Consider the following 22,858-nt stretch of genomic DNA (forward strand, 5'->3'; position numbering starts at 1 on the left):
TCCTCCCTAATTCCAATTTACTGTTTGAATGGCGGTTTGGTTCATATCGACTACGCTGACGGTTCTAAAAGTAACGTAAAACCTATGCCTTCGTTCCCATGCACTATCCATTTGCCTATCGCGACCTTTAATCTTTCCAGCTTGTACAACCACCACATTGGCCTCTTGCTTCAACCTATCCCGACCAATGGTTCGAAACCAATCATGCATCCGTAGCGCATACTCTATGCTCTCCATCTGCTGGTCTGAGCAGGAGCTAAAGCGAATGCGGAAAGTAGGCTGCTCCGTGTGCCGCTCCGTCATCTCTTCACCAGCTTCATCCCCTTCTGCCGGAATGAAAGTAACCACTGGTGTGTTGCTTGGGAAGACGATGGGTCCTCTAAAGCTGTACGTAATGAAGGGATACGGTGTTGCTGTTTCCGTATGGATCTCCATGACTGGAATTTCCAGATGGGCACTCAAACCGTCTACAAGGGTTGAACGGATAAGCTCCAAATCAATCATCGGCTCTACCTGCTTGCCCATACAGTCGATGTCCACTTGACCTCGCTGCTTGCCCTTGCCCCAACGATGCTGAGCGTGATTTACAATTCTGATTAAGCTTGTCCATACCTTTCATCCTTCATGGCTCCTTTCCTCCCTCTTGCTATAGCTACAATTTCCTCAAATAAAAACAAGAACATTTGTTCGTATTTTTGTTCTCATTATTAGGTGGCAGTCGTAAGGGGCGCCCTTATTTTAAGGCTTGGGCTTGTACTACTTTTTTGTTCGCGGTTTGGATATAGCCTTGTACAGTGCCCTTTTTCACTCCAAGCAGCTCCGCAATTTCACTTAAGGAATAGCCACTCCCATGATGAAGCTCATAGCATTCCCGTTCGCGCACACTTAGGCTGGACAATACACATTCGAGTTGGATTCTTTGTACTTCTGAAACTTTGTCTGGCTTGCCCAACGGCTCGTTATGCTGCTGCATATAAATTTGCATTTGAAAAGGGTCGACCAGCTTTTCCCGTTGATACGCGGCTCTTCGCTCGATCCCTCTGCGGTTTCCCGGGCATCTTCCGGTATGCATCCATTCAATCGCATAGGTGAGGTCTGCGATCATTTCGGCGATTAACAGTTGCTCCTCGGGAGGGTGGCTGTTTTCTTTAGCACTGACCAGTATACGGCGGGTACTGCGGTATGACATTTTCAGCTCCGCTATACCGTTTAACCATTCTTTTTGGGTTTCCCATGTATTCATTTTCAATCAACCTCCTCTTATTTATGATACGGATAATAATTGTTGCCTACTTTATATATAATACCTTTTGGTAACGAAAAGAGCTGAAAGATTCTTACAATTTTCTATCATTCAGATTCTTCACAAAAAAATGTTGCCTCCTCATCTTCTTATGCTATAATACTAATCAACGAACATACGTTTGGTAAAGATGGAAAAACAGCCAAATTTCACCTTAAACAGCTGCTATCCTCTTATTTAGTCCTTTTGGTAACGTAAAATCGCATTTTCTCTTTACCTTTTGGCATACATACGTTATATTGTTACCAAGAGGTAACGAAGGGTAGGTTCTTACTATGGGTGAATCGCAGTTTGGCAGCTATTTGAAATCAGTCCGGTTGCAGAAGGGCATCAGTGTTAACCAATTAGCATTTGATTCGGGTATTAGCAACGCACAAATTTCCCGTATAGAAAATGGCCTTAGAGGCATTCCTAAACCGGTAACGATCCGTAAGCTTGCTGAGGCTTTAAAGGTGCCTTATGAGGAAATGATGGACCAAGCTGGCCATATAAGGGAGGAGCGGATGCATGAGGTTCCTGCTTGGGCTACGCACAAAGACAAACGGGATTTCAAAAAAATGCTGGAGGAGGATGGTGAGGTGATGTTCGACGGCATGCCAATTAATGATGCTGACAGACAGCGGATTATGGATGTCCTGACTGGATTTTTCTGGGAAGCCAAGCAAATGAATAAACACAAAAAACCTCACGATTCCGACAACTTGCCTAAGCCGTGAGCTCGTAGGTTTTAACTGCCTTACTAATTGAATTAGCTGGGTGATGATCATGGACGATATCGTAATAAAGCTTATTAAGCGACATAAAACCAACTGCCCTTTTACGATTGCGCGGGGGATGGGCATCCAGGTTCGGTTTCACGATCTCGGCACGAATACCAGAGGCGTCTATTACCGCAAGCTCCGCCGCAGGTTTATCGTGATCCACAACCAGCTTTCCCAGGAATGGCAGCGATTCGTCTGTGCCCATGAGCTTGGGCATGACCGCCTGCACCGAGGTGTTAGCCGATTTTTCTTGGAGGAGCATTCGTTTTTTAACCCTGGCAAGTTCGAAACACAGGCTAACCGCTTTGCCGTGAAATTACTGTTAGCCAACAATGAGATCCAATCCGAAGAAACGACCCAGCAATTTTGCTCACGGCATGGCATTCCTGAGGAAATGCACAAATTTTACTGAAACCGATTGTGGTTATTTCCGCTGAAATCACCCGGGTTTCCTAGCTTTTGTGCCGTTTCCTCATAGATTTTCACAATATTCCGTACTTTGTCAAACTCCTCATCGTTTGGCCCCATACCATCCATGAACATCCGCTTCAAAATTTCTTTATAATAAGTGACTCTCCTAAGGACAAGGCTTCTTTCCTGTTCTATAACCTGTTCAAGCGAATTCCCCTGAATAAAAGCATCCAAATCCTCTAGGTCGTCCGTAGCTTCTGTAACTTCTGAGATTTCTGGAATTTCCGGAATGGCTGGATGGTTTCTATTGACGGTGCCAGCTCTTTCGCCCATTCCGCCACGCTTTGGCATAGCAGGCTTCTCGCGGTGCCCAAGGTCAATCGATGAATGAATATTTGATAGCAGAATCCGTTCCTTGGCGAGCATAACCAGGAAGATTTTGTTGGAAAACATCTCCGCTATAACTAGCCGGCTCATTTCTTTATTCCCCAACAAGATACCCTCGAAAGGATGAAGGATCCATACATCATCTCTAAGAAAGAGATTAAAGGTGAACCACTCTCCACCAAACAAATACCGCAAATGTATCGATGATTCGGTCATAACCTCGAATTCAAACTCTAGCATATTCCTGCCTCCGATCAATAGGTACTACCTACATAGTACCAGATTCAACAGGATTCCGAAAATAACACCTCGATCAATCATTCAACATAGCTATGGAATTAGCCTTCTCCCTCCCTGCAATTAGGATTAGTGTGATAATAAAACCGAACGCCGTTAACCCTTCAATCATATCAAACATATGCACACCCCGATCTGCTTGTTATTAACGACAAGATTGCCGATGACAAAACCAATACCTTACCTTATGCCTACTCGACTTGCTAGCATTCCATTTTCATTTTATGCCTATAGGGATCATTTGGTTCCTTGTAAGCTTTAGTCCACAACACAAAAATAGCCCCATTCACTCCTTGAAGTGGACGGGGCTGTTCCTTTGCCATATGAAGCCTGCCCGCTTGGATTTTATTCCAAAAAGCTCGATAAAGGCTGGCTTTGCTGCTGATTGGGAAGCGCAGCTTGTGTAGTTTGTGAGCCTGTCTGCGAGCCTGAAATACCCAAACGCTCGTTCAGCTGCTTATTGATCGCTGTCATCTTTTCCGTATGCTCACTCGCTGTTTGGATGATGCTGCGATTGGATTGCTCGTATAGATCCATCGCTGTGAACAAATCGCCAATCGCTTGATTGATAACATCCATCTGAAGGGCGGGTTTTCCCAATAAATCATTCGTTTTTTGGGTGGTTTCCTTAAGCAGCCGTGAATTTTCGGCAAACATCGTTTCCAACGTCCGGTTAGCCGAATTAACCGCATCAATCGTATCCACTTGATCCTGAAGCGCCATCGAAATCATCGCCGATACCGTGATCAGATGCTGCGTTTTGTGGATCGTGCTGTCCACCGCATCAATAAGCTTATCGTTGTTGTCGTTAATAATATCCGTCCCGGCAATGGCCTGCTGGTACAGCAGAATCATTTCGGTAAACGATTGGATACGCGTTACCACCTTCCGCAGCCCTCGCTCCAAATGTGTCTTGCGATGTGCATTCTCTGGCTTTGCAATCTCAAGCTCGAATAGCTCCTTCAGCTTATTGCCCAGAGCAATCCGCGCTTGCACATTATATACTTCCTGGATCGCTGTACGCTTCAGATTTTTCATATAGACGATATTTTCCTGTAGCGTGTCCTTGCCATTGCGCAGTGATTGGACGATTGCCGCCACATTTGTATTGACGGATTGATATTTATGCACGAAGTTTTTCATTGGCGTCTTTTTCAGCAGCTTATCAAAAAAACTGACCTGCTTGCTTTTGTTAAGCGCATCCACCTCATCGCGGAGCTTAAGTATATGATTCGTTACCTCGGAGCGTTTGCCGGACATAAGCTCGTTAACAGGCCGCTCCAGCATCGACAATGACTGTCCCGCCTTTTCCATTGTCCGTTGCCCCATATTGCCGATTTCATCCATCAGGTTGTCCAAGTTCAACGTATCCGTTGTCGCTACCCTTTGAATGAGCTGCTGGGCTTCCTGTTCTACCTTCTTCACATCCTCCTGTTTAAGCAGGACAAGCTCTGATAATGGTTGCGTTGACAATAGGATCATCCCCTAACAATTCGTTTAGTTAGCTTTGCATTTAGATTTTGGAGTTATAGCGTTGCTGAATCAAGTCAATTTTAGTCTGGAGGTCAATCAAATCCCTTTGCTCGATAGACGCGACATAAAAAGAGATTTTCGAATCAATATCCTTGAGCCCTGATAGCAAAAGCCTGCGATTCTGCTGCTTGGCTTCCCCACTCAATCTTAAAAAGGGATTAATGGCACCATTCAAATCCTTAAAAACAAGCCGATTGATATTATGGTTAATATTGCCGTCATTTAATTCCTTCAGCTGGGGAATCACTCGCCCAAGCCGCGATAACAAAGCGAGCGTCTTTTCCACGATTTCATCGTCGAGGTTGTTTTTCTGCCCCTCGGAAATAATCATATCCTCGATTACCCCTATATACTCCAAAACAGGTCCCCATAGAGGATCTGCCACAATAGGGCCATTGGAGGAGGAGCTATTGGCTGGGCTAGCAGCGCTAGCGGCAGTCTTAATAGTCCATGCAGAAGGTTTAGCCGAGGCTTCAGCAGCACCGGCACTTTCGGATGAAAGAGCAGAAGATGACGGTTTCGAGGTGCCGTCGAGTGGCTTGGGATCAGCCTTCGCAATTCCTGAATGGTGCTTGTACACAATAAGTCCAATAAAGGCTAGCAAGGACGGAAAGAACAAGGCCACAAAGGCTGGGGAAAAAAAGGAGGCAATCAATCCGATTACATATCCAGTCCCTATTAACAATGCAAATATTTGGTTGCTTGACATGAAGTCTGTGCACCTCCTGAAAATAGGCTGCCTTCCCCTCTATCATAACATAAATAGACTGTAAATTCAGACTACGTCTGCTGGTAATAGCTGCCCTTAAGAGTACATCGTCCGAAAGAGCATTGGATGACCCATTACTGTTCAGACTCTACGATGGGATCGTTATCGAGGACCAGCATCTGGGATTCCGGCCGTTGTTGTGGCCGCGTTTCCTTGGATGATAAAAAGCCTTCGTTTCCACTAAGGCATTCAGTGGAAACGAAGGCTAATTACAGCTAAATTTACACGGACTCTTCAAGCACCCGCTGGGTGGCTCCACTGGCCGTTACAATAATCGGCTGCTCCACATAGGTAGCCGTAATGCCAAGCTGGGGCGCAATCGCATCCATAGGCTGCCCAAGTACAGCTTTCACAGCCAAGTAAGGGATATTGACGCCAGAAAGGCAAGTAATATAGAGGCCACCGGACATGCGCGGATTAATCTCCAGCAGTTTAGGAACGCCCTTATTGTATTTCACTTGGATATTATACACATAAGGGATTCGGTATTCTTCGGCAAACCGCCTTGACATGTCCAGAAGCTCAGGGACATCTTCAAGCAGATAGAGGCGCCCCTCCTCTTTGCGCCGCGGGATGGCTGCAAGCCATTCACCCTCAGCCGAGGCCAAGCAATCGATGCTATATTCGTGGTCCTCCAGCATCTCCATGACCATAATAGGCTCGAAGGTCTCTTGGGAGGAGAAGGCTTCATAAGCCTGCTCGAAGGTAATCTTAAGATTCACCCACCCATACAGCTCCGCAAGCCGGTCTTGCTCCTCCACCACTACGCGAAAGCCCATGCCGCCTTCTGCATTCGTAGGCTTAAAGCATACGCTTAGCCCCTTAGCCCTTAGGTCCTCATAGGCATCTTTAAAGCCAGCAGCCGTATTCACAACTCGATATTCCGGGATTTCCACAATCCCCTTGCCACGGACAGACTCGTAAAACAAATCCTTTTCCATCAAGCTTTCCAGAAGCAAGGTATCGCGGCAGACCATCACCTTGGTGCCGATTGCCTCAAACATATCGACATAGGTAGCAATTTCCAGCATCTTCAGCCTGGGGATGAAGACATCGATTTTGTGGCGTTTACAAAAATCCAAGCAGAATTCAACATACTCGAACCCTTCAAGCACAGGCTCGGTTTCGGCATGGTCGCAAGCTTGCAAGGACATGTGCTGAATATTGGGATGTGTCCCGTATAATTCAAATTTTTCCCCATAAGGATTATTGCGGATTAAATTCATATAATGGAAAGCAACGGAAAACCAGCGATTAAACCAAATTCTTTTCATAGAACACCTTCCTTATTTACGTATTGTTCGCTATAGCCATTAATGAGGGCATGTCGTTCCAACACCTTCTCCAAAATCTCAACGGAAGCAATAATACCCGGGAGCTGTGTATAGGAGATATGGGGATGGACAGGATAATGCTTAAACAATTCTCCATGCCTTGGTGCTATCGCTTCATCTGCAGCCATCAGCAGGCTCTCGTCCAGCAACGAATCGCCCGCCGCTACAACGAAGGAAGCACCTAGCCGCTCTTTAAGATGCAGCATGGCTGCACCTTTGCTTAATGCCGCAGGAACCAGATAAATCTTTCTTCCTTGGATCGATAGATTCCAGCCTAAGCCAGCTATTTTCACTCGAAAATCCTCCAGCTCAGGCTGGGGAATGTTGTCGCGCACGACTACTAATGAATAGAAAAGATCATCCGCATACTTCTCCGTGAGCACCCATTCCTCGGATGCGATTTCGTCAAAATAAGATTTGATTTCTTCAGCAGGAGCGCTCGTCCCAGCAACTGCCGCCGTAACCGCTTGCTTCCACTCTAGATCGATTTGTCCATTAACGAGGATTGTTCCCCCATTGCTGGTGATCGCATATTTCGGCTTCACCGTATCCTTAAAAACAAAAATACGTTCGTATTGCACCACGGTACGCGTCGTTACCGGAATGAAAGCCATTTTCGCAGCTACTTCTCCTAGCAGGTTGATCGCATGCTGAGTCATAAATGAAATATATCGATTTTCATATAATTCAATAGGAACGGTCTGCTCCAGTGGCGTCAAAAGGCCCATGGAAGCCTCTGAATATATCAGGGTTTGATCCAGGTCGCTGGCAAATATCACTATTCAGTCTCCCCTTTTTCTAATGGCTTAATAATTCCGCAGCAGGAGTAGGTGAGGTCTGGATATACTTCTACTGGCACATTACGATCCTTAGCCAGCAGCAAAATATGGCGCAAATTCGGATTATCCAACCGATCCACAAGAATTTTCCAGGGAACTCTGCGCAGCAATACTCTTGTGGTCTCCCCAACTCCCGGTTTAACCAGGTTCACATCAGCAATCCCATAGTCCTGCTGGATCCGCAAAATGTCCTGCAGCCCTTTCCATGAGGCTTGGGTAAGCTCCGATTGTTGGAGCAAAACCGCAGCGTTTTTTTTGGCTGCCGGCTCCACTTGCTTGAAATGGTCGGAAATTTGGTCTATGAATACATTAGATAAGTCCTTCGACAACCACTCTTTATAAAATTTAGCGCCATGAAAATCTTCGGGACCAATCAGGTCATCCCGTAAAACCGTTCTGCTCATTAAGCCCGAGACCGTCGAATTCAGGCATGCACTTGGAATCAGGAAATCCTCGCGGGTGCCAAAGGTCTCCGAGCAGTAGCCTGGATCAGCCAATACAGCCAAATCATCATTTAACCGGACACCATACTTCTTCTGCATATGCGCACAAGCTTCAACCAGCACCTTGCGAATGGCACCTTTTCCCGTCCAGCCGTCAATAAATTGGATCTCGTGCCCAGGATGGTTTTGCAGCATATACTTGATCGCATTCTCATCAATACCCTTACCTCGAATAATCGATATACTATAGTGGGGAAGATCCAGCCGATAGATTTCCTTAATATATCTTTTAATTAAGATACCGATAGGCGTTCCTGCTCGTGCCAATGAGGCCAGTACTGTATCTGTGCCACGCTTACTAATAATTAACTCCGCCACAACCCCAGCGGCGATCGCTACTTTCTCAGCAGATTCATCAAGGGTTTCATGAAAAAGCTGGATGTAAGCGTCTGTAGGCTGATACTCTACAGGAAGCATTTCCGAGTAATGGACGCCGGATTGAATCGCTTCTTCACGATCCTCCGTGGCACGCTCCAAGGTTATATTGCTTAAGTCTTTGAGAAGAAACAAAACATCATTCGTACTATAGCTCCCTACTGCTGACGGGGCATGAACCGACTTAGCAAATAATTCTGCATTCATGAGCGAATCTCCTTTTTGCTTTCGTTCGCCTGCTTCATTTCTGGACTGAAATAGACAAGATGAAGCTGGGTGGTTTGTGTGCGTTCTAGGGCTTCTAAGAACGGTACGAAGGCTTCTTGAGAAACCTCTCTTTCCAAGAAAACAAACAGTTCATCATAGTGGCCTACAGGAATATTATACAAAAAGTTCAAGACAGCCGGATCTTCAGGAGATGTATAGGAGGCTCTGCTCTGAATGGCATAACCAGCGTCGTTGCTTGCGTGAATAGGACTGCGTGTTGTGGATTGATAGAGGATGCCTTCCCCCATTTCCGCTGCGATTCTCATAGGCAGGTACATAAACTCACCAGTGCCCAAGCATAAAGTGCTTTTGCCGGTTCTTTGTGTTTTCAGGAAAGCTCCAGCCGCTGCAACCTGCCTATCAAAGGCAGCATTATCGGTACAGGCAAGCCCAAAGCGACCCGATAAGCTTACATAGGGCTGATCGTTAATGTGACCGGAGGAATCCTCCGATGTTACCTGCAGATGCTCGAATTGGCCATACAGATAGTGCTTGGCCAGTTGTGAGGCATGTGTTCTTTCCAAGGCTGGCTTTCTCGTTTCATGCATATCGATAGAATCGCCAATCACTTCAAGCTCCCCTGCAATAAGCGAAAGGCAAGAAATTTCGATGCCAAGCTCCTCTTCCAAAGCGGTGAATTTATCGCGGTCCGTAGCTGATCTCCAGTCCAAAAGGCTGGCAACAATATATCTGGACCGAGGAAATTTCATTTGCAGATCGCGGATCATATTAAGCGCGGTTTTCCCCGTCGTTATTTCGTCATCCACCAGTACAACTGGCTGTGTTCCTTGGAAAAATGCAGCATCTATCGCATAACAGCGATGTGCCGTTGCATGCGAATGCTCCTCTTCGAAGCTGATCAGGGATGTTAATTCCCTAATGGATTCCCTCGTTGTATGCAAATATTGCGTAGTACCGCTGCATGCATCATACATGCTATGGCCAAGCGCCGTAGCCGTTTCAGCGAACCCGATAAATAGATGCGGCCCATTGAGGGGCAGCGGGTTATGCTTTAGCTTAGCGTATACTTGCTCTGCATATAGCGAAGGCTGTCTAATCGCTTGGACAATTTCGGGAAGGTCTACAGTCATTTCACCTTCGAAGGCATTCTGCAGCAATACGGCTAAAGCAGCCCCGCCCAATAAGGAAACATGCGGATTTACAGGGATATGCTTACCTAAAACCTTGCTTACAAATAAAAAGCTTCTTTTCTTGTTAACTCTGGCTGCCATTAGGAACAGCTCGTCCATATCCAGCTCTAAAGGGTTGCTCGTAATATGAACAATAACCTCTAGCTCTCCTTTAATTTTGTAAATATGCTTTTTCTTGCCCGAGTCGGATGAGTAAGGATGTAAAGTTTTGATTTTCATGGAGCACCCCGTATACTTTTGATCTACTGATGATTCGCTGCGCCCAATTCATATGTGGTTTGATTTCATTCATTTTATTCTCGTATTGGCTCTTCATAACACCTAGGAAACCTGTATTATTGGCCATAATGCTAGATGCATCCATGTATTCTTCGTGGGTGACGACTAGAAGGGCTTGTACAAGCGTGATGTGAGTGGGATGAATAATTGTTTTTCCAATAAGCCCATTTTCTTTATCCAATGCAATTTCCCGGATAAGCCCGTCCATAAAGCGATTGATTACCTGCATACGCAGCCTGCGGCCTTTACGTCCTAGTGCATCCTCAAAAGGGGTTTCGCGGAGTTGAGGCTTAAGCACTCTGTCGTTTTTGAAATATTCCCATACAGGTCCCGAAATGACATACCCATCTTCAATGCGGCCAAATATATTGATAATGTCAGCAATACAATCACGAATGACACTTAAATCGTAAATGGTCATGTCCGAGCTTCTGCGAATTCCGAATAAACTGGAAAAATCGGTGGCTCCAATGCGGATATTTAATATCAATTCCTTATGGGGATCCAATTTCTTTTTAATACCAATTAATGTCTCCAGCCTGCTCTCACGATAAATGACAGCGGTGGTTTCTAAGATGGGCATGCCGTACAAGGCTGGGGCAGAGGGGGATTTGTTGCGATTATAAGCAATGAGTAATTGAAGGAATTCGTCGGCGTTGTCCACCGTAAATTTGGGAAAGACGAAGCCGGTAAGCAGCTCAACATTATCGCCAATTAAGGCCAATACTGTGCTCATTTGTTCAGGTGAGCGGATACGAATGAACAGCAAGGGAAGATGATGCCTCTGAAGCGTGCCGTGCCGAACCCAAGCGGATAACCGATTTAATTGCAGCAGTAAGCATTCCTCAGCCAGCTTTACTTGATGGTCCCCAATCGCATCTTCGAGGTCAATAATCATGGAAACCAGGCCTTCATGCTTTCCTGCAAGGATGTCATCAGCGATTGTTTGTCGAGTGGCTGGTGTGTAAAGGGCAGCCCCAACAGCAAAGGAAAGCATTTCTTTATCAGATGCATTGTCAAAAGAAACCGGTAACTCATGGAAGAGGAGCTTTTCCTCTTCTTCCGAGAGGTAATTAAAATAACGCATATGATCGCTCCTCCTTCGTCTCAAATATAAGTTAAAAATATCCCTCCGGGAATGGAAGGATATTAGGTAACTATGAGTCTTTTAGTTCGATTTAGCTTGTTTATCTCCCTTTTGTTTGTAACTACTGTAGACTATCGTACCTCCAAAAATAGCAATTAGCAAGGAGAAGAAATACACATGTGGAATATGAACGCCAAATGCGGCAACGATCATCTTAAGACCGATAACAATAATTAAGATGAATGCTGCGGATTCTAGCTCTGGGAACTTCTCGATCAATTTCAGGAAGACCTGAGCGACACCACGCATCATGAGCACGCCTAGAATACCTCCAAGGAATAACACCCATACTTGCTCGCTGACACCAAAGGCAGCAAGGACACTATCGATACTAAAGGCAATATCCATCATTTCAACAGCAAACACTGTTTTCCAGAAGCCTTGGCCCTTATTCTCCACTTCATGCTCTTCCACAACTGCTTTTTTGCCGATATAAGGCAGAACCCCGTACAATTTGAATTCCAGTTTAAACAAATGGCTGATGGCAATCCATAGCAAGTACACACCACCAGCTACTTTGACCCAAGTAATTTTAACTAGGAACGTACCAATGCCGATGGCCAGGAACCGGAAAATATAAGCTCCCAGAATCCCGTAAAACAATGCTCTTTTTTGCTGCTCTTTAGGTAAATGCCGAACCATAACCGCAAGCACTAATGCGTTATCCGCAGATAACAAGCCCTCAAGTATGATCAGAGTACCTATAATTCCCCAGTTGACCGGGTCAGACAATGTGGCTACAATGTTAGTCCAGCTAAAAAACGAGCTGAAATTCGCCATAAAACTACTTATAAATTCTGTCAACGTCTACGACCCCCTTCATTCTGTTTAAACCATTATTTCGAGCCGGCTACCCACTTTAAACCCCATCTATAGGCTTCGTCCATATTTTTATGGCCAGCAAAGTAAGACACCAGCTTCTCTACACTGAAGGTCTGGTCTTGAACGTTCTCGAACAGGGCAATCGCACACATGCCTTTATTCTTCTCGTGCTCATCCATCCGTACTTCAATATCAGGTCCACCACTTTGCTTAATCGTAACAACACCATTCGCCTCAGCCCAATTGGCAGCACCCTCATAAATGAAGGCAAACACAAGCACTCGTTTGAGTTCCTTGATCATATTTCCATTAATCCTCAAATTCTCGCCCGTCTTAACGGTTCCCGTCCGATCATCTCCATCTAACGCAATAAACGGTGGACGATTAAGCGAACCAAAGGAATTCCCTAAAGCCTGCACAACACCTTTGCTTCCATCCTTCAATTCATATAAACAGGCCAAATCCAGATCGAGATTACTGCCACCGCCGAACCAGCCCGTTTTCTTCTTTTTCTGATCCCAGTTCAAATTAATTAATATTTCCCCAAGACTGCCGGAATTTTTCTGGAGGTTAATCGAGTCTCCACGTTTCTTCAACTCGATTTTGTTCAGATTGATCGAGCCTCCGACCGGGGGAACATTCGTTGCTTCACTTTTAGGGCGATTCAGGTTTAACGGCGGCTTATTGGCTGGTTTATCTGGTTGAATAACAGTCGGCGCTGCTGGTGGCTGTGGAGTGGGTGTAGGTGTAGGTGTAGGTGTAGGTGTAGGTGGTTTGATTGCCTCTTCCTTAACCTCAATACCAAAGCTGCTGCATAATGCTCCCAATCCCCCGGCATATCCTGAACCGATCGCGTTAAACTTCCAATCACTGTTATATCTATACAATTCCCCTACGACTACGGCTGTTTCGACGGAGAAATCTTTACCCAGATTATATCGAAGGAGTTCATTGCCATTTGATGGATCAATGATGCGAATATAAGCGTCCTCAATTTGGGAAAAGTTCTGTTTTCTTTTCTCCCCTTCATAGACAGTTAGGGAAAAGGCAATTTTGGCCACTTCTCCTGGAATGCTATTTAGGCTAACCGTAACTTGCTCCCGATCTACTTGTCCAGCCACATGCTGTTTGTCGCCTACCAATAGAGATACGGACCGGTTTGCACCTAACGGATTGCCGTAGAAAATAAGATCTTCATCTCGTGAAACCTTGCCATTACCCGCTAAAACAAAAGCAGAAAAATCCACTTCAACGGAATCTGCATTTCGCCAGCCCATACCAATCAATACTTGCACCAAAGAAGGATTCGTTTTAGTTAAGTCCGCTTTCTGGCCTTTTACTATCGTTATCGCCATTACTACCCACCTTTCTTAATTAATTATGAATAAGCCGGCCGCTTACGAAAAAGCACCAGCTTTTCAACTATTAATTAGCGTCCAGTCCGTAGTTTTTGCAGAGCGCCGCGAGCCCTCCGGAAAATCCGGATCCGATTGCTTGGAACTTCCAGTCTGCTCCCTGACGATAAAGCTCGCAGATAACCACTGCGGTTTCGATGGAGAAATCCTCACCTAAATCATACCGCAAAACTTCTCTGCCATTCGCTTCATCCACGATACGGGCAAATGCATTGGAAACCTGGCCGAAATTTTGCGCGCGGGTTGCTGCGTCATGAATCGTGACTGTTATGCCGACTCTTTCAACGTTCGCAGGCACAAGTGCGAAATCAATGACGATTTGCTCATCATCCCCATCACCTTCGCCTGTTCGATTATCCCCTGTGTGGATAATCGCTCCATTAGGGGTTTTGGGGTTATTGTAAAACACGAAATCATCGATACCTTTAGCTTTGCCGTCTTGATATAGAAGAAATGCCGAAGCATCCAAATCAAAGTCGTTGCCGCCATTATATTTGTTCGTGTCCCAGCCCAAACCAACAATGACTTTGGTGAGTCCCGGGTTAGTTTTGGTTAAATCAATTCGTTGTCCCTTTGATAAACTGATTGTCATATGTAAGAACTCCCTTCAAATACTTCTTTTATTTACAATAAGCCGCCTTGTAAAGGGCGGCTTATTAACCATCAAGGAATAATCGAACAATAGCTATTGATCATTATTCTTATGCTCCTAAATGGAATAGAATATTACGAAAGACCGTAATCGCGTACCAATCCGTTCAAGCCATCTTGATAACCGCTGCCTACTGCACTAAACTTCCATTCGCCATTGTTACGATACAGTTCAGCAACAACAATAGCTGTTTCAATGGAGAAGTCTTCGCCTAGGTCATAACGAATCAATTCTACATTTGTTTCTTCATTAACAATACGTGCATAAGCGTTGGATACTTGTCCAAAGTTTTGGCTGCGTGTTTGGGCATCATGGATGGTGATACAAATCGAAACTTTTTCTACTTCAGGAGGTACGGAAGCCAGGTCAACCTTCACTTGCTCATCGTCTCCGTCGCCCTCGCCTGTTTTGTTATCGCCAGTGTGTACGATGGAATTGTTAGGGTTAGCTGGATTATTGTAGAAAATAAAATCTTTCTCGGATGAAGCTTTGCCGGAAGCATTCAAGCAAAATACCGAAGCGTCCAAGTCAAAGGCTGTTCCTCCATCATACTTGTTAGTATCCCATCCTAAACCGATAAGCACCTTAGTCATACCTGGGTTTGTTTTCGTTAAATCGATCTTTTGACCTTTAGTTAAGCTGATTGCCATAATAATTCGCCTCACTTTTCTATAATTTGGGTTATGTGTTGCTAGCATAAAAATTATGTGTAGCGTCTTGCCAACAAGTCGATATGCGGAGCTTGTTCGCCTTCGCCGATGGCACTGAACTTCCATTCACCGTTATTACGGTAAATTTCGCCGACGATCAAAGCTGTTTTACCAGCGTAGCTATCCGTTAAGTTAAACCGCACTAGCTCTTGACCGTTAGCAGGATTAAATACCCGAATAAAGGCAGACTTAATCATCCCAAAGTCTTGTTTACGTGCTTCACAGTCATAAATATTTACAACCATGAGGATTTTGTGAACATTAGCAGGCACTTTAGACAAATCAATGTTGATTTGCTCGTCGTCCCCATCACCCTCACCGGTCACATTATCTCCGGTATGAACTACTGAACCGCAAGCACTTGATTTGTTGTAGAAACAAATCAAATCACCTTTTTGCTCCAGCTTATTGTTAGCATTCAACATCAATGCAGAAGCGTCACAGTCAACAGCAGCTTTTTTGCCACCAAAAAAACTTTTCTTTTGCTCAATTGCATCCCATCCAAGTCCAACAACCACTTTCGTTAAACCTGCATTGCCTTTTGTCAAGTCAACCTTTTGACCTTTAACCAATGAAATTGCCAAGTTGTGCACCTCCCTAGATTAATTCTTCAACAGGTACTACGGCGTTTGCCGCTGGTGGTTTCATATTTTACAAGCCAAATTCTCCGGAGCTAAGACCCAGCACCTTGCAGATATCACGCACAGCGTTTTTCTCCATATCGTCAAAGTCGCCATCTGCTGCACCAATCGCGCAACATACGCCTACAATCACGCGGCCTACCTCTGGTTTCGAGTTAAAAGCAGCAATAGCCCTAAGCGCTTCTTGCTTGCCGATTGTTACATCGAAATCCATATTGCCGGCATAATGATTAAAGCGGTCAATTACATCTGACATTTTATATACTTTCAGGTCTTCGCTGTGGTTCAAATAACCTGCCATTTTTTGCTTTTCTGCCGCAGAGATAGAACCATCAGCAGCAGCTACAATAGCGCATCCGGCAACGATCGCTTCAAGAAGTTCCTTGTTCTTGTACTTTTTGACGGAATCCTGCAAATTGGATTTGCTTTTGGACAGCCAATTTTGAAATGAACCCATTGTACTCATTTTGTATTCCTCCATTTTCAATATATTATGCTACTTAATCTGCAAATTTATAAGTAACTTAGCTTTGCAGGCATAATTTGGCACTACTTTGCTAGTATTAACTTTATACATATCTACAACGATTTGCAAGTTTCGGTGGCTTACTTAATAAATAATTAAAGATGACAAACAAATGCTTGTCATCCTCAGGTAAAACGATGGATATAAGATTAGTTAGCTGCTGGTGTTTTTGCGGGCAAACTGGGCAAGCTTCGCGAAAAAGTCCTCCATAATAAACCGTGAATCTACGGTTTCATAAACCTTGATGACACGGTGCTGGCCATTGTGGATGTAATTCATCTGCGGATCAATCTCTGGCGCAGGACGCCATTCCGACCTTCCGCATTCCGGGTACATCATAATCCCGATTACAGGTGAATCGCCTAAGGAGCGGTATTCAATCGCTTCTTTTTTGGTGCTGTTGTAGGCAAGCAGTTGCTCCACCAAATACGCGCCGATTTCACCTTGGTTATATACCTTTTCTATTAATTCCGCATGGCTGACCGGCATCATCCGGTATGCATTATAAGGAACCTGCCAAACCTCCAGCTTAGATTTGAATACCACATTGGCAGCATGGATGTCGTTGGCTAAATTATATTCCTTGCCGCCTAAGGGCCAAGTATAGCCGCCAATCCAGATGACGCGAATTTTGCGCTTCTCAATAGCAGGCTCCAGCAATAAGGCCGATGCCATATCCGTCAAAGGGCCACAGAAGGCGATATTCAACATGCGGTCATCTTCTTTAAGCGCTTCCTCAATAATGAGCCGTGCTCCCGGTGAATCAACAGGGGTTTGCTCGTCTGGCATTTCGTGCAGCGCACCGTTTTCTGCCCTGACCCTCCCCTCCAGCCCCATCAGCCGGATCAAGAGGTCAATTTCCTCACGGCTGTCCTGCATGCTGGTTGGCGATTTGAGCTTGCCAAAATGCGCCGCGATCATGCCGTGGATCTCGAACGAGGGCGTCAGAAGCCCGTGTACGATCGCGTATTGGTCATCCGCCTCAGCTTTCGTGTCGGTGTTAATTATGACTCGCAGCTTTTTGTGGTCCGGGAATACAGATTCCAAGGATAATTCCTCCTATGCAGACAGCCTAATCCGTTTTTTTGTACAAGGTCCGATATTCATTGGGAGAGACCCCTTCTACTTTCTTGAACACGCGCAAGAAGGTGGTACGGCTGTGGATACCGATACTAGCGGCAATATCATTGACCCTCATATCCGTTTGCGTCAGAAGCTCCTTGGCTTTGTCGATTCGAACCTGGTTGATATAATCGGTTAAATAGACATCGGTTTTGTCTTTAAAAATTCTTGAAACGTACTTCACAGAAACGCCCATTTCGTCGGCAATTTGCTCCAAGCCGAGATCCTGCGTATAATGCTCCTGGATATATTTTTCAATTAAAGAAACCAGATTACCCGATTTTTGTCCTTTTTGCGGCTTGGTCGTTTCAATGATCTGGGCATAAAACCGCTGAATAACCTCCTGCAGTTGCGGTGTCGCTAATAAGGAGGACTCGAAGGCCGGATCTGTGAACCGGGTGAGCTCAGGCTCAAGCTCCAGGCTCGCCACTTTATGCCCCTTTTCCGCGAGGAAACGAACACCTGTTACGTACATTTTCTTAAAAAGCTGGCCGACATGCTCATGCGACATGCTCCGTCTTGCATTATTTTCCACGATCTCCTCGACCAGAACCCGCAGTGCCGCCTCATCGCCCATCTTTAAATAATTCAATATTTTCTGCTCATCATATAACGAGTATTGGTAATGGTTCTTGATGGACATCAAGCTGGAATCGACAATTTGGAAGCGGTGCTCCTTGTTGCGTTTGCCCAGCGCGGTCATGGCTTCGTTGAAGGAAGCCCCAATATCATTCACATTTACATAATAATTGCCGATACCGATTGTAATATCGTAATACATCCGAATATCATATTCGAAAATACCGAGCATCCGATTAAAAGCTTCATATAGTAATTCAGTTTCCTGCGCTTCATTCATATTTACAAGCCCTACAAATAGGTTCTGCCTGTGCTCCAGCACATAGCTAGGAAGCTGTCGGCTCAGGAGCTCCCATATAATCTTTTTGATCCCGCCAATGACATAAATACGATCTGTGTCCTGAATATCCCGGTAAAAGGCTTCTTTAAAGTCAAAATGTATCGCACAGCATATAAAGCCTGCCCGGTTGAAGCCAAAGTCGGCCTGCAAGGTTCCTCTTAAAATTTCTTCTTGGTTCAAGGTATGCCCTTTGAGCAGAAACAATAAAGAATATTCCACATACTCGCTGGTATGCTTGTCATATTTGACTTTGTATTGCTGATGGCTATTAGACAAGCGATCTATGCCCAGCTTAATTATTTCAAATTCATTGGAGGCTGTATGAGCTATTCCATCACCCAAGCTATCCTTATTGTCTGGGCTGTCTGCATGCCCGAGATCGCTTTTTAAAGCAATAATATCCCGGATATTACGGATTGGATTGTAGATACGAATACTGAAGATATAGGAAAAAATAATGCCCATCACAATCAGCACAATACAAAGCAGCACCGTCATTTGCAAAATACTGACCGTATTGCGGTTAAATTCACTAAGCGGAGTGAACGAATAATATTGCCAGCCGTACAAGTCCGACTTGATGTGGGCGATCATATACCTTTTTCCATCTAAATCCATCTCTTTGGCAATGCCGCTTTCTTCAAAGGCATCCATCCAATCTGCAGTAGCACCTAACGAACCTGCATAACCTTTTTCGTCATAAATAACCTGCTGCTCGCCATCGAGCACGACGAAGCGGGTTGAATCGAACACCGCATTTCCCTTTAATGTCCGATCGATCGCGTCAACGGATATATTGACAACCATCACTGCATTCTCATTCTGGATGCGATTGATCATCACTATGGGAACGACCTGCTTGAGATAGTTTTTCTCCTGGGTTACTTTGGAAACAGGCAACAACTCAATGCTGGTTTTGGAATTCCGTTTGTTGACCCAAAAGCTGGTGTCATACTTTTCATATTTGTACATGTTCGTAAAAAAAGAATGGAAATTGTTGACGCCCGCACTGACATACACATCCTGCTGGTCGATATAGACAAAGGTTGAATCAGTAAAGTTACTAAGAATATTTTCGTTTCTTTGCAAAATTCGGGGTAATCGCCACAGCTCGGACATAACCTCCAGGCTCTGGGTGTCCTTAGGCATTAACAGCCTTCGAACGGTTTCATCATACAAAAAGTTAACTCCTGTTTCCTGTGTGGTCTTGATATATAAGTCAACCGTATTCGCTGCAGCTTCCAGATTCGTCGTGATCCGCTCGTTGAATTGGTTTTTCATCATGCTTATCGAATAGACATACTCCGACGCCCCAATAATGATAATCGGAATCAAAAGAGATAGGAAGCAAGCGAAAATTTTCAGGAATAATCGGTTCTGCTTGCCTTTGGTAATATTGAAGCGCATTATTCCCTTTTTCATCTGACTCCCCTCTCTTTGGTTCCGGCGGCATCACATGGCGGCCGTTAAGCTTGAATACGAAGGATGCGGAGCTGGTCATACAAGCCATATGGCTGGACTTGGTAGCCTGGCGTAAATTCTTTACCTTCCCTGCGGAAGGCATCCCAGCCGGTCGTCGTTTGCCTGTGTCCCCGCGCTTCATGGAAAGGCCCAAACATATTGCGCGGGCTGCCCATGACCTCGATCTCCAAAGCATTCATGCCCGTATGCAGGAATGGGGTCAAATCGACACCGTCTGCGGCCTTCCAGGGCACATGGCCTGCCGTTGCCCCATTAACGCGAATCTCTACAGTTACAGCTGAATGCCCGCCGAGCAGCAGCACTGCTTTTTCATTGTTGCTACTGTGGTGCTCATAATCCAGCCTGTACACCATACTACCATTATAATGATAGTAGCCCTGCATGCACCAATCCCCCAAGTGAAGAGTTGAGGGCTCGGAGACAAGGCTGCGGCTTAGATTCACTCCAAAATCGCCAATCAGGTAGCAGTCCTCAACCTCCATCGCTAGATTATAAGCGCAATAGAGTTCTAATTCATTGTCACCCTGCCGGATTCCCGGGAGTGCTACACGATCCATCGACCTGTCAACGAACCAGCCTTTGGAGGTATGGGGAATAGGTACGCCGTTAAGTTTGATTTGGAATTGAGCGGCGCCTTCAATAACAAGCTGTACCTCTGTCAACGGCAAGTCAACCACATGGAAATTCAGCTTAAAGCCAACAGGTGTGCCGTTATGCGGGTGTTCATCATGGATCCATTTGTAGCGCTGGGTAATCCCGTTATAATAAACCTGTCGCATATCCAGCTTATCACGGATCGCGCGTTGGGCGTTCCAAATTTCACATGGCTCTGACCATGCCTCTTCCCTAATCCTGTAAACACATGTATCTAAGGTCAACACATTAGGCATCGTCCGGGTGAAGGAGAGCTCGGGACCAAAGGCCGCAATTAGCTGATGGTCACTATGGGACAAGGGCAGGAACGCTTTCTGCATAGGCCGCTCCGTGGCTGCCAGCTGTGACCCATGGATCACATACAGCTTCGAATCGGTAGGACCAAAGCTGGCGTTAAAGCACAGCCTGCCGTTAGCCGTCCAAGCAGCGACCTGGGTCACGCGGCCGGTCAGTGCGTCCCATTCCTCAATACGGCCATTAGCTGCTGTGTCGATCGCTACTTCATACGAATGGTCACGGTCATTATTGATGATAAACAAAGTATGGCCGTTTTCGATTTCCTTCAGCAGGTACATAAGCTGCGTAGCTTCCGCAGCATATTGGTTGCGTATACGGACAGCTCTCGGCTTTATACGTTCCAAGGCTTCAATAACTCCCTCAGGTTGTTCCGTAACCATCATACCTGCATGCGTATAGAGACGAGCAAACTCATCAGATGACCTGCCCTCAATCATAGCCGCTAAGGGAGCCATTGCGATTACTTTGCCGCCACCCTCTAGAAACTGTAAAAGCAAATCTAGCGTGCTGCGCAGCATCGTACGAATCGGCGGGATGACGACCGTTTCATAGCTTGCCAGATTGACGAAAAGCTTACGCTCGCGAATCGCGCCTACTTCGGCCATAATGGTTTCATCACCGAGATCAAAATCATAATGCGCTCCAAGCAGCACACGCAGGAAAGCATTAAATTCGTAGCCATAGATGTCAATAGCGGGAATATCCCGGTCAAGCCCGCGCTTTGTATTCGTTGCGTAGGGATCCGTTCCCAGCATCGACCACGCCGTTGAAGCGGGATGCAGCACCAGAATATCCCTAACAGGCTGCCCTTCGCTCATCACTGCGCCAATTCTGGCAAAGTAATCCTCCAGCATATAATTATATTTCCACCAGCTGTTTTGATAGTTGAACACGGGCGGGTAATCCCTTTTGCGGCAGCCCTTTAGCGAATACAACGCCAGATGCTGGGATCTGAGATTAACCCCCAGCACATATTGCCAATCCCCCACCCACTTCTGCCCTTCAAAGGTAAATTCCCAGCCAGTGCAGCCATAGGTTTCTGAGATTACAAATTTTCGTCCATATTGGTTGGCTACGCTTGTACATTGCTTAACGGTTAAATGCTCATCGGTCTGCTCGCAAAGCAGGTCGATTCCTGGCACCTGCTGGTAGCGGTAATGTGGCATAATCGCCCCGCTTACCCGAGTTGCTACACCCAAGGCGCCCTCCCACAAAAAGTGTCCCGTAAAAGCGAGCCCATTCACCTCGCACCAATCTCCCAGCTGCTTGGAGAAGGCCTCGGAAAATTTATCCGATACGGTCCGCCAGTAATCATGCCTCGCCTGCGAGGAAAGCTTCCCGTTAAAATAAATGTACGGAAGGAGCTCTAAAATATCATACCCGCGTTTTTCCGCGAAATAGGCGGGCAATGTATACGTCCATGGAATCCAGCCGCGGCCAGGCGTGTATTTACTATGGCGGTCATGCACACTTGGCTCATCCGTAAAGATACCAGCAACCGTCTTTCCGAACTGGTCGCCCAGCTCTTTTTTATAGACCTCATAAGTCGAATCGATAAAGGCACGGACCGCATCGGCATTCATGCTGTCCGGCGGTGCCTGATCATTAAACCATTCACTGGGCGCTGATACTTCTACACGAAAGACCAGCAATACCTCCTCGCTGGATATCTCCTTGGCGCCTTGAAGCGGTAACTGTTCACAGCGGAGCAGATCCATACCTTGGATCACAGCTTTATATATCGCTATGACGCGGTCGTCATGCTCGTAGCTGCCTATTGCAGCTTGGACAGCTGATTCAACTGGCGTCGCTCGGACAACTTCCAGCGTTAAGCCTTTAGTGCGGTATTCATCGCCTTTGGCAGGTACCATGCCACCTGCGGAGCCCGATGGCCAACGATCCTCGTCGTAGAGCCATGCTTTCATCCCAAGCTGCTCCGCCTGTGCGACCGATTCGCGTATGGCTGTCATCCACTCAGGCCCCATGTACTCAGTCTCCAGCCCGTCACGGGAATGCATAAAAAATCCACCCATGCCCTGCTGCTTCATATCTTTCATCTGGCGATTAAGCTCTTCCTGCTTTAATTCATCATTCCATGCCCAAAAAGGCAGTGAACGGAACTCTGCCGGCGGCTGCATAAACCGCTTCTTCAATTCAGGCAGCAAAGCCATCGTAACTAACCTCCTTAATGCTTTCGAAGCAAGCGTGTTCGACCGTCGGTGATTGGTTGGCTGATTGGTGGTTGGCCAATAGCTAATGGCC

Annotated in this window: 21 protein-coding genes; 2 read left to right on the plus strand and 19 right to left on the minus strand. The window is 45.9% G+C overall.

Features of this window, described 5'->3' with window-relative positions:
- Positions 1 to 6: 6 nt before the first annotated feature.
- Together G9U52_RS06360 and G9U52_RS06365 are read right to left on the minus strand one after the other, a co-directional pair.
- Positions 7 to 525: a phage neck terminator protein gene (locus G9U52_RS06360; RefSeq protein ID WP_207952821.1), complete on the minus strand. Its 519-nt coding sequence runs from the start codon at positions 523 to 525 to the stop codon at positions 7 to 9.
- 208 nt (positions 526 to 733) lie between these two features.
- The gene (locus G9U52_RS06365) at positions 734 to 1,243 is read right to left on the minus strand and encodes a sigma-70 family RNA polymerase sigma factor (RefSeq protein ID WP_166147427.1); all 510 of its coding nucleotides are present in this window, start codon (positions 1,241 to 1,243) and stop codon (positions 734 to 736) included.
- Between the two features lie 335 nt (positions 1,244 to 1,578).
- Between G9U52_RS06365 and G9U52_RS06370 the strand changes: the two genes are divergently transcribed.
- Positions 1,579 to 2,019 (plus strand): helix-turn-helix domain-containing protein, encoded by a 441-nt coding sequence (locus tag G9U52_RS06370; protein WP_166147428.1) that lies wholly within the window; start codon positions 1,579 to 1,581, stop codon positions 2,017 to 2,019.
- Between the two features lie 49 nt (positions 2,020 to 2,068).
- Positions 2,069 to 2,476 (plus strand): ImmA/IrrE family metallo-endopeptidase, encoded by a 408-nt coding sequence (locus G9U52_RS06375; RefSeq protein ID WP_166147429.1) that lies wholly within the window; start codon positions 2,069 to 2,071, stop codon positions 2,474 to 2,476.
- On the opposite strand, the gene G9U52_RS06380 is transcribed toward G9U52_RS06375, so the two are convergent.
- From G9U52_RS06380 to G9U52_RS06460, 17 genes are all read right to left on the minus strand, one after another.
- Positions 2,470 to 3,102: a hypothetical protein gene (locus G9U52_RS06380; RefSeq protein ID WP_166147432.1), complete on the minus strand. Its 633-nt coding sequence runs from the start codon at positions 3,100 to 3,102 to the stop codon at positions 2,470 to 2,472. The genes G9U52_RS06375 and G9U52_RS06380 overlap by 7 nt on opposite strands.
- Before the next feature lie 402 nt (positions 3,103 to 3,504).
- A complete protein-coding gene (locus G9U52_RS06385) occupies positions 3,505 to 4,632 on the minus strand; it encodes a toxic anion resistance protein (RefSeq protein WP_243767170.1) in 1,128 nt (375 codons plus the stop codon).
- A gap of 40 nt (positions 4,633 to 4,672) precedes the next feature.
- Positions 4,673 to 5,401, minus strand: a complete 729-nt coding sequence (locus G9U52_RS06390) for a hypothetical protein (RefSeq protein WP_166147436.1) — start codon at positions 5,399 to 5,401, stop codon at positions 4,673 to 4,675.
- A 281-nt stretch (positions 5,402 to 5,682) separates the two neighbouring features.
- Positions 5,683 to 6,735: an ATP-grasp domain-containing protein gene (locus tag G9U52_RS06395; RefSeq protein ID WP_166147439.1), complete on the minus strand. Its 1,053-nt coding sequence runs from the start codon at positions 6,733 to 6,735 to the stop codon at positions 5,683 to 5,685.
- On the minus strand, positions 6,732 to 7,574 hold the full coding sequence (locus G9U52_RS06400; protein ID WP_166147441.1) for an HAD family hydrolase: 843 nt from the start codon (positions 7,572 to 7,574) through the stop codon (positions 6,732 to 6,734). The genes G9U52_RS06395 and G9U52_RS06400 overlap by 4 nt, the downstream gene beginning before the upstream one ends.
- Positions 7,574 to 8,719 (minus strand): cysteine protease StiP family protein, encoded by a 1,146-nt coding sequence (locus tag G9U52_RS06405; protein WP_166147443.1) that lies wholly within the window; start codon positions 8,717 to 8,719, stop codon positions 7,574 to 7,576. The genes G9U52_RS06400 and G9U52_RS06405 overlap by 1 nt, the downstream gene beginning before the upstream one ends.
- Positions 8,716 to 10,149, minus strand: a complete 1,434-nt coding sequence (locus G9U52_RS06410) for a phosphoribosyltransferase family protein (RefSeq protein ID WP_243767171.1) — start codon at positions 10,147 to 10,149, stop codon at positions 8,716 to 8,718. The genes G9U52_RS06405 and G9U52_RS06410 overlap by 4 nt, the downstream gene beginning before the upstream one ends.
- Complete coding sequence (locus G9U52_RS06415; protein WP_166147445.1) at positions 10,082 to 11,296, minus strand: HpcH/HpaI aldolase/citrate lyase family protein; 1,215 nt, start codon at positions 11,294 to 11,296, stop codon at positions 10,082 to 10,084. Before G9U52_RS06415 ends, G9U52_RS06410 begins: the two co-directional genes overlap by 68 nt.
- An 81-nt stretch (positions 11,297 to 11,377) precedes the next feature.
- Positions 11,378 to 12,136 carry a MeeY/MeeF family manganese export membrane protein gene (locus tag G9U52_RS06420; RefSeq protein ID WP_166148186.1) on the minus strand — a complete coding sequence of 253 codons (759 nt, stop codon included), beginning with the start codon at positions 12,134 to 12,136 and terminating at the stop codon, positions 11,378 to 11,380.
- Positions 12,137 to 12,192: 56 nt separating this feature from the next.
- Positions 12,193 to 13,533 carry a TerD family protein gene (locus tag G9U52_RS06425; protein ID WP_166147447.1) on the minus strand — a complete coding sequence of 447 codons (1,341 nt, stop codon included), beginning with the start codon at positions 13,531 to 13,533 and terminating at the stop codon, positions 12,193 to 12,195.
- Between the two features lie 70 nt (positions 13,534 to 13,603).
- Positions 13,604 to 14,185: a TerD family protein gene (locus G9U52_RS06430; protein WP_166147450.1), complete on the minus strand. Its 582-nt coding sequence runs from the start codon at positions 14,183 to 14,185 to the stop codon at positions 13,604 to 13,606.
- Between the two features lie 134 nt (positions 14,186 to 14,319).
- Entirely contained in the window at positions 14,320 to 14,895 is a 576-nt protein-coding gene (locus tag G9U52_RS06435; RefSeq protein WP_166147452.1) for a TerD family protein, read from the minus strand.
- Positions 14,896 to 14,948: 53 nt separating this feature from the next.
- Positions 14,949 to 15,539 (minus strand): TerD family protein, encoded by a 591-nt coding sequence (locus tag G9U52_RS06440; protein WP_166147454.1) that lies wholly within the window; start codon positions 15,537 to 15,539, stop codon positions 14,949 to 14,951.
- Between the two features lie 67 nt (positions 15,540 to 15,606).
- Positions 15,607 to 16,053 carry a tellurite resistance TerB family protein gene (locus tag G9U52_RS06445; RefSeq protein WP_166148188.1) on the minus strand — a complete coding sequence of 149 codons (447 nt, stop codon included), beginning with the start codon at positions 16,051 to 16,053 and terminating at the stop codon, positions 15,607 to 15,609.
- A gap of 222 nt (positions 16,054 to 16,275) precedes the next feature.
- The gene (locus G9U52_RS06450; RefSeq protein ID WP_166147457.1) at positions 16,276 to 17,169 is read right to left on the minus strand and encodes a nucleoside hydrolase; all 894 of its coding nucleotides are present in this window, start codon (positions 17,167 to 17,169) and stop codon (positions 16,276 to 16,278) included.
- Between the two features lie 25 nt (positions 17,170 to 17,194).
- On the minus strand, positions 17,195 to 19,585 hold the full coding sequence (locus G9U52_RS06455) for a helix-turn-helix domain-containing protein (RefSeq protein ID WP_166147459.1): 2,391 nt from the start codon (positions 19,583 to 19,585) through the stop codon (positions 17,195 to 17,197).
- Positions 19,586 to 19,629: 44 nt separating this feature from the next.
- Positions 19,630 to 22,767 carry a glycosyl hydrolase gene (locus tag G9U52_RS06460; RefSeq protein ID WP_166147461.1) on the minus strand — a complete coding sequence of 1,046 codons (3,138 nt, stop codon included), beginning with the start codon at positions 22,765 to 22,767 and terminating at the stop codon, positions 19,630 to 19,632.
- Positions 22,768 to 22,858: the final 91 nt, after the last annotated feature.

Source organism: Paenibacillus agricola (assembly GCF_011440305.1).
In the GTDB taxonomy this organism is placed as follows: domain Bacteria; phylum Bacillota; class Bacilli; order Paenibacillales; family NBRC-103111; genus Paenibacillus_S; species Paenibacillus_S agricola.

Coding starts and splice junctions, on each gene's coding strand:
- G9U52_RS06460 (WP_166147461.1), bottom strand. CDS start 22,767: ATGGCTTTGCTGCCTGAATTGAAGAAGCGGTTTATGCAGCCGCCGGCA.
- G9U52_RS06395 (WP_166147439.1), bottom strand. CDS start 6,735: ATGAAAAGAATTTGGTTTAATCGCTGGTTTTCCGTTGCTTTCCATTAT.
- G9U52_RS06445 (WP_166148188.1), bottom strand. CDS start 16,053: ATGGGTTCATTTCAAAATTGGCTGTCCAAAAGCAAATCCAATTTGCAG.
- G9U52_RS06370 (WP_166147428.1), top strand. CDS start 1,579: ATGGGTGAATCGCAGTTTGGCAGCTATTTGAAATCAGTCCGGTTGCAG.
- G9U52_RS06435 (WP_166147452.1), bottom strand. CDS start 14,895: ATGGCAATCAGCTTAACTAAAGGTCAAAAGATCGATTTAACGAAAACA.
- G9U52_RS06375 (WP_166147429.1), top strand. CDS start 2,069: ATGGACGATATCGTAATAAAGCTTATTAAGCGACATAAAACCAACTGC.
- G9U52_RS06410 (WP_243767171.1), bottom strand. CDS start 10,149: ATGAAAATCAAAACTTTACATCCTTACTCATCCGACTCGGGCAAGAAA.
- G9U52_RS06420 (WP_166148186.1), bottom strand. CDS start 12,136: ATGGCGAATTTCAGCTCGTTTTTTAGCTGGACTAACATTGTAGCCACA.
- G9U52_RS06425 (WP_166147447.1), bottom strand. CDS start 13,533: ATGGCGATAACGATAGTAAAAGGCCAGAAAGCGGACTTAACTAAAACG.
- G9U52_RS06360 (WP_207952821.1), bottom strand. CDS start 525: ATGGGCAAGCAGGTAGAGCCGATGATTGATTTGGAGCTTATCCGTTCA.
- G9U52_RS06365 (WP_166147427.1), bottom strand. CDS start 1,243: ATGAATACATGGGAAACCCAAAAAGAATGGTTAAACGGTATAGCGGAG.
- G9U52_RS06380 (WP_166147432.1), bottom strand. CDS start 3,102: ATGCTAGAGTTTGAATTCGAGGTTATGACCGAATCATCGATACATTTG.
- G9U52_RS06430 (WP_166147450.1), bottom strand. CDS start 14,185: ATGACAATCAGTTTATCAAAGGGACAACGAATTGATTTAACCAAAACT.
- G9U52_RS06415 (WP_166147445.1), bottom strand. CDS start 11,296: ATGCGTTATTTTAATTACCTCTCGGAAGAAGAGGAAAAGCTCCTCTTC.
- G9U52_RS06405 (WP_166147443.1), bottom strand. CDS start 8,719: ATGAATGCAGAATTATTTGCTAAGTCGGTTCATGCCCCGTCAGCAGTA.
- G9U52_RS06455 (WP_166147459.1), bottom strand. CDS start 19,585: ATGAAAAAGGGAATAATGCGCTTCAATATTACCAAAGGCAAGCAGAAC.
- G9U52_RS06390 (WP_166147436.1), bottom strand. CDS start 5,401: ATGTCAAGCAACCAAATATTTGCATTGTTAATAGGGACTGGATATGTA.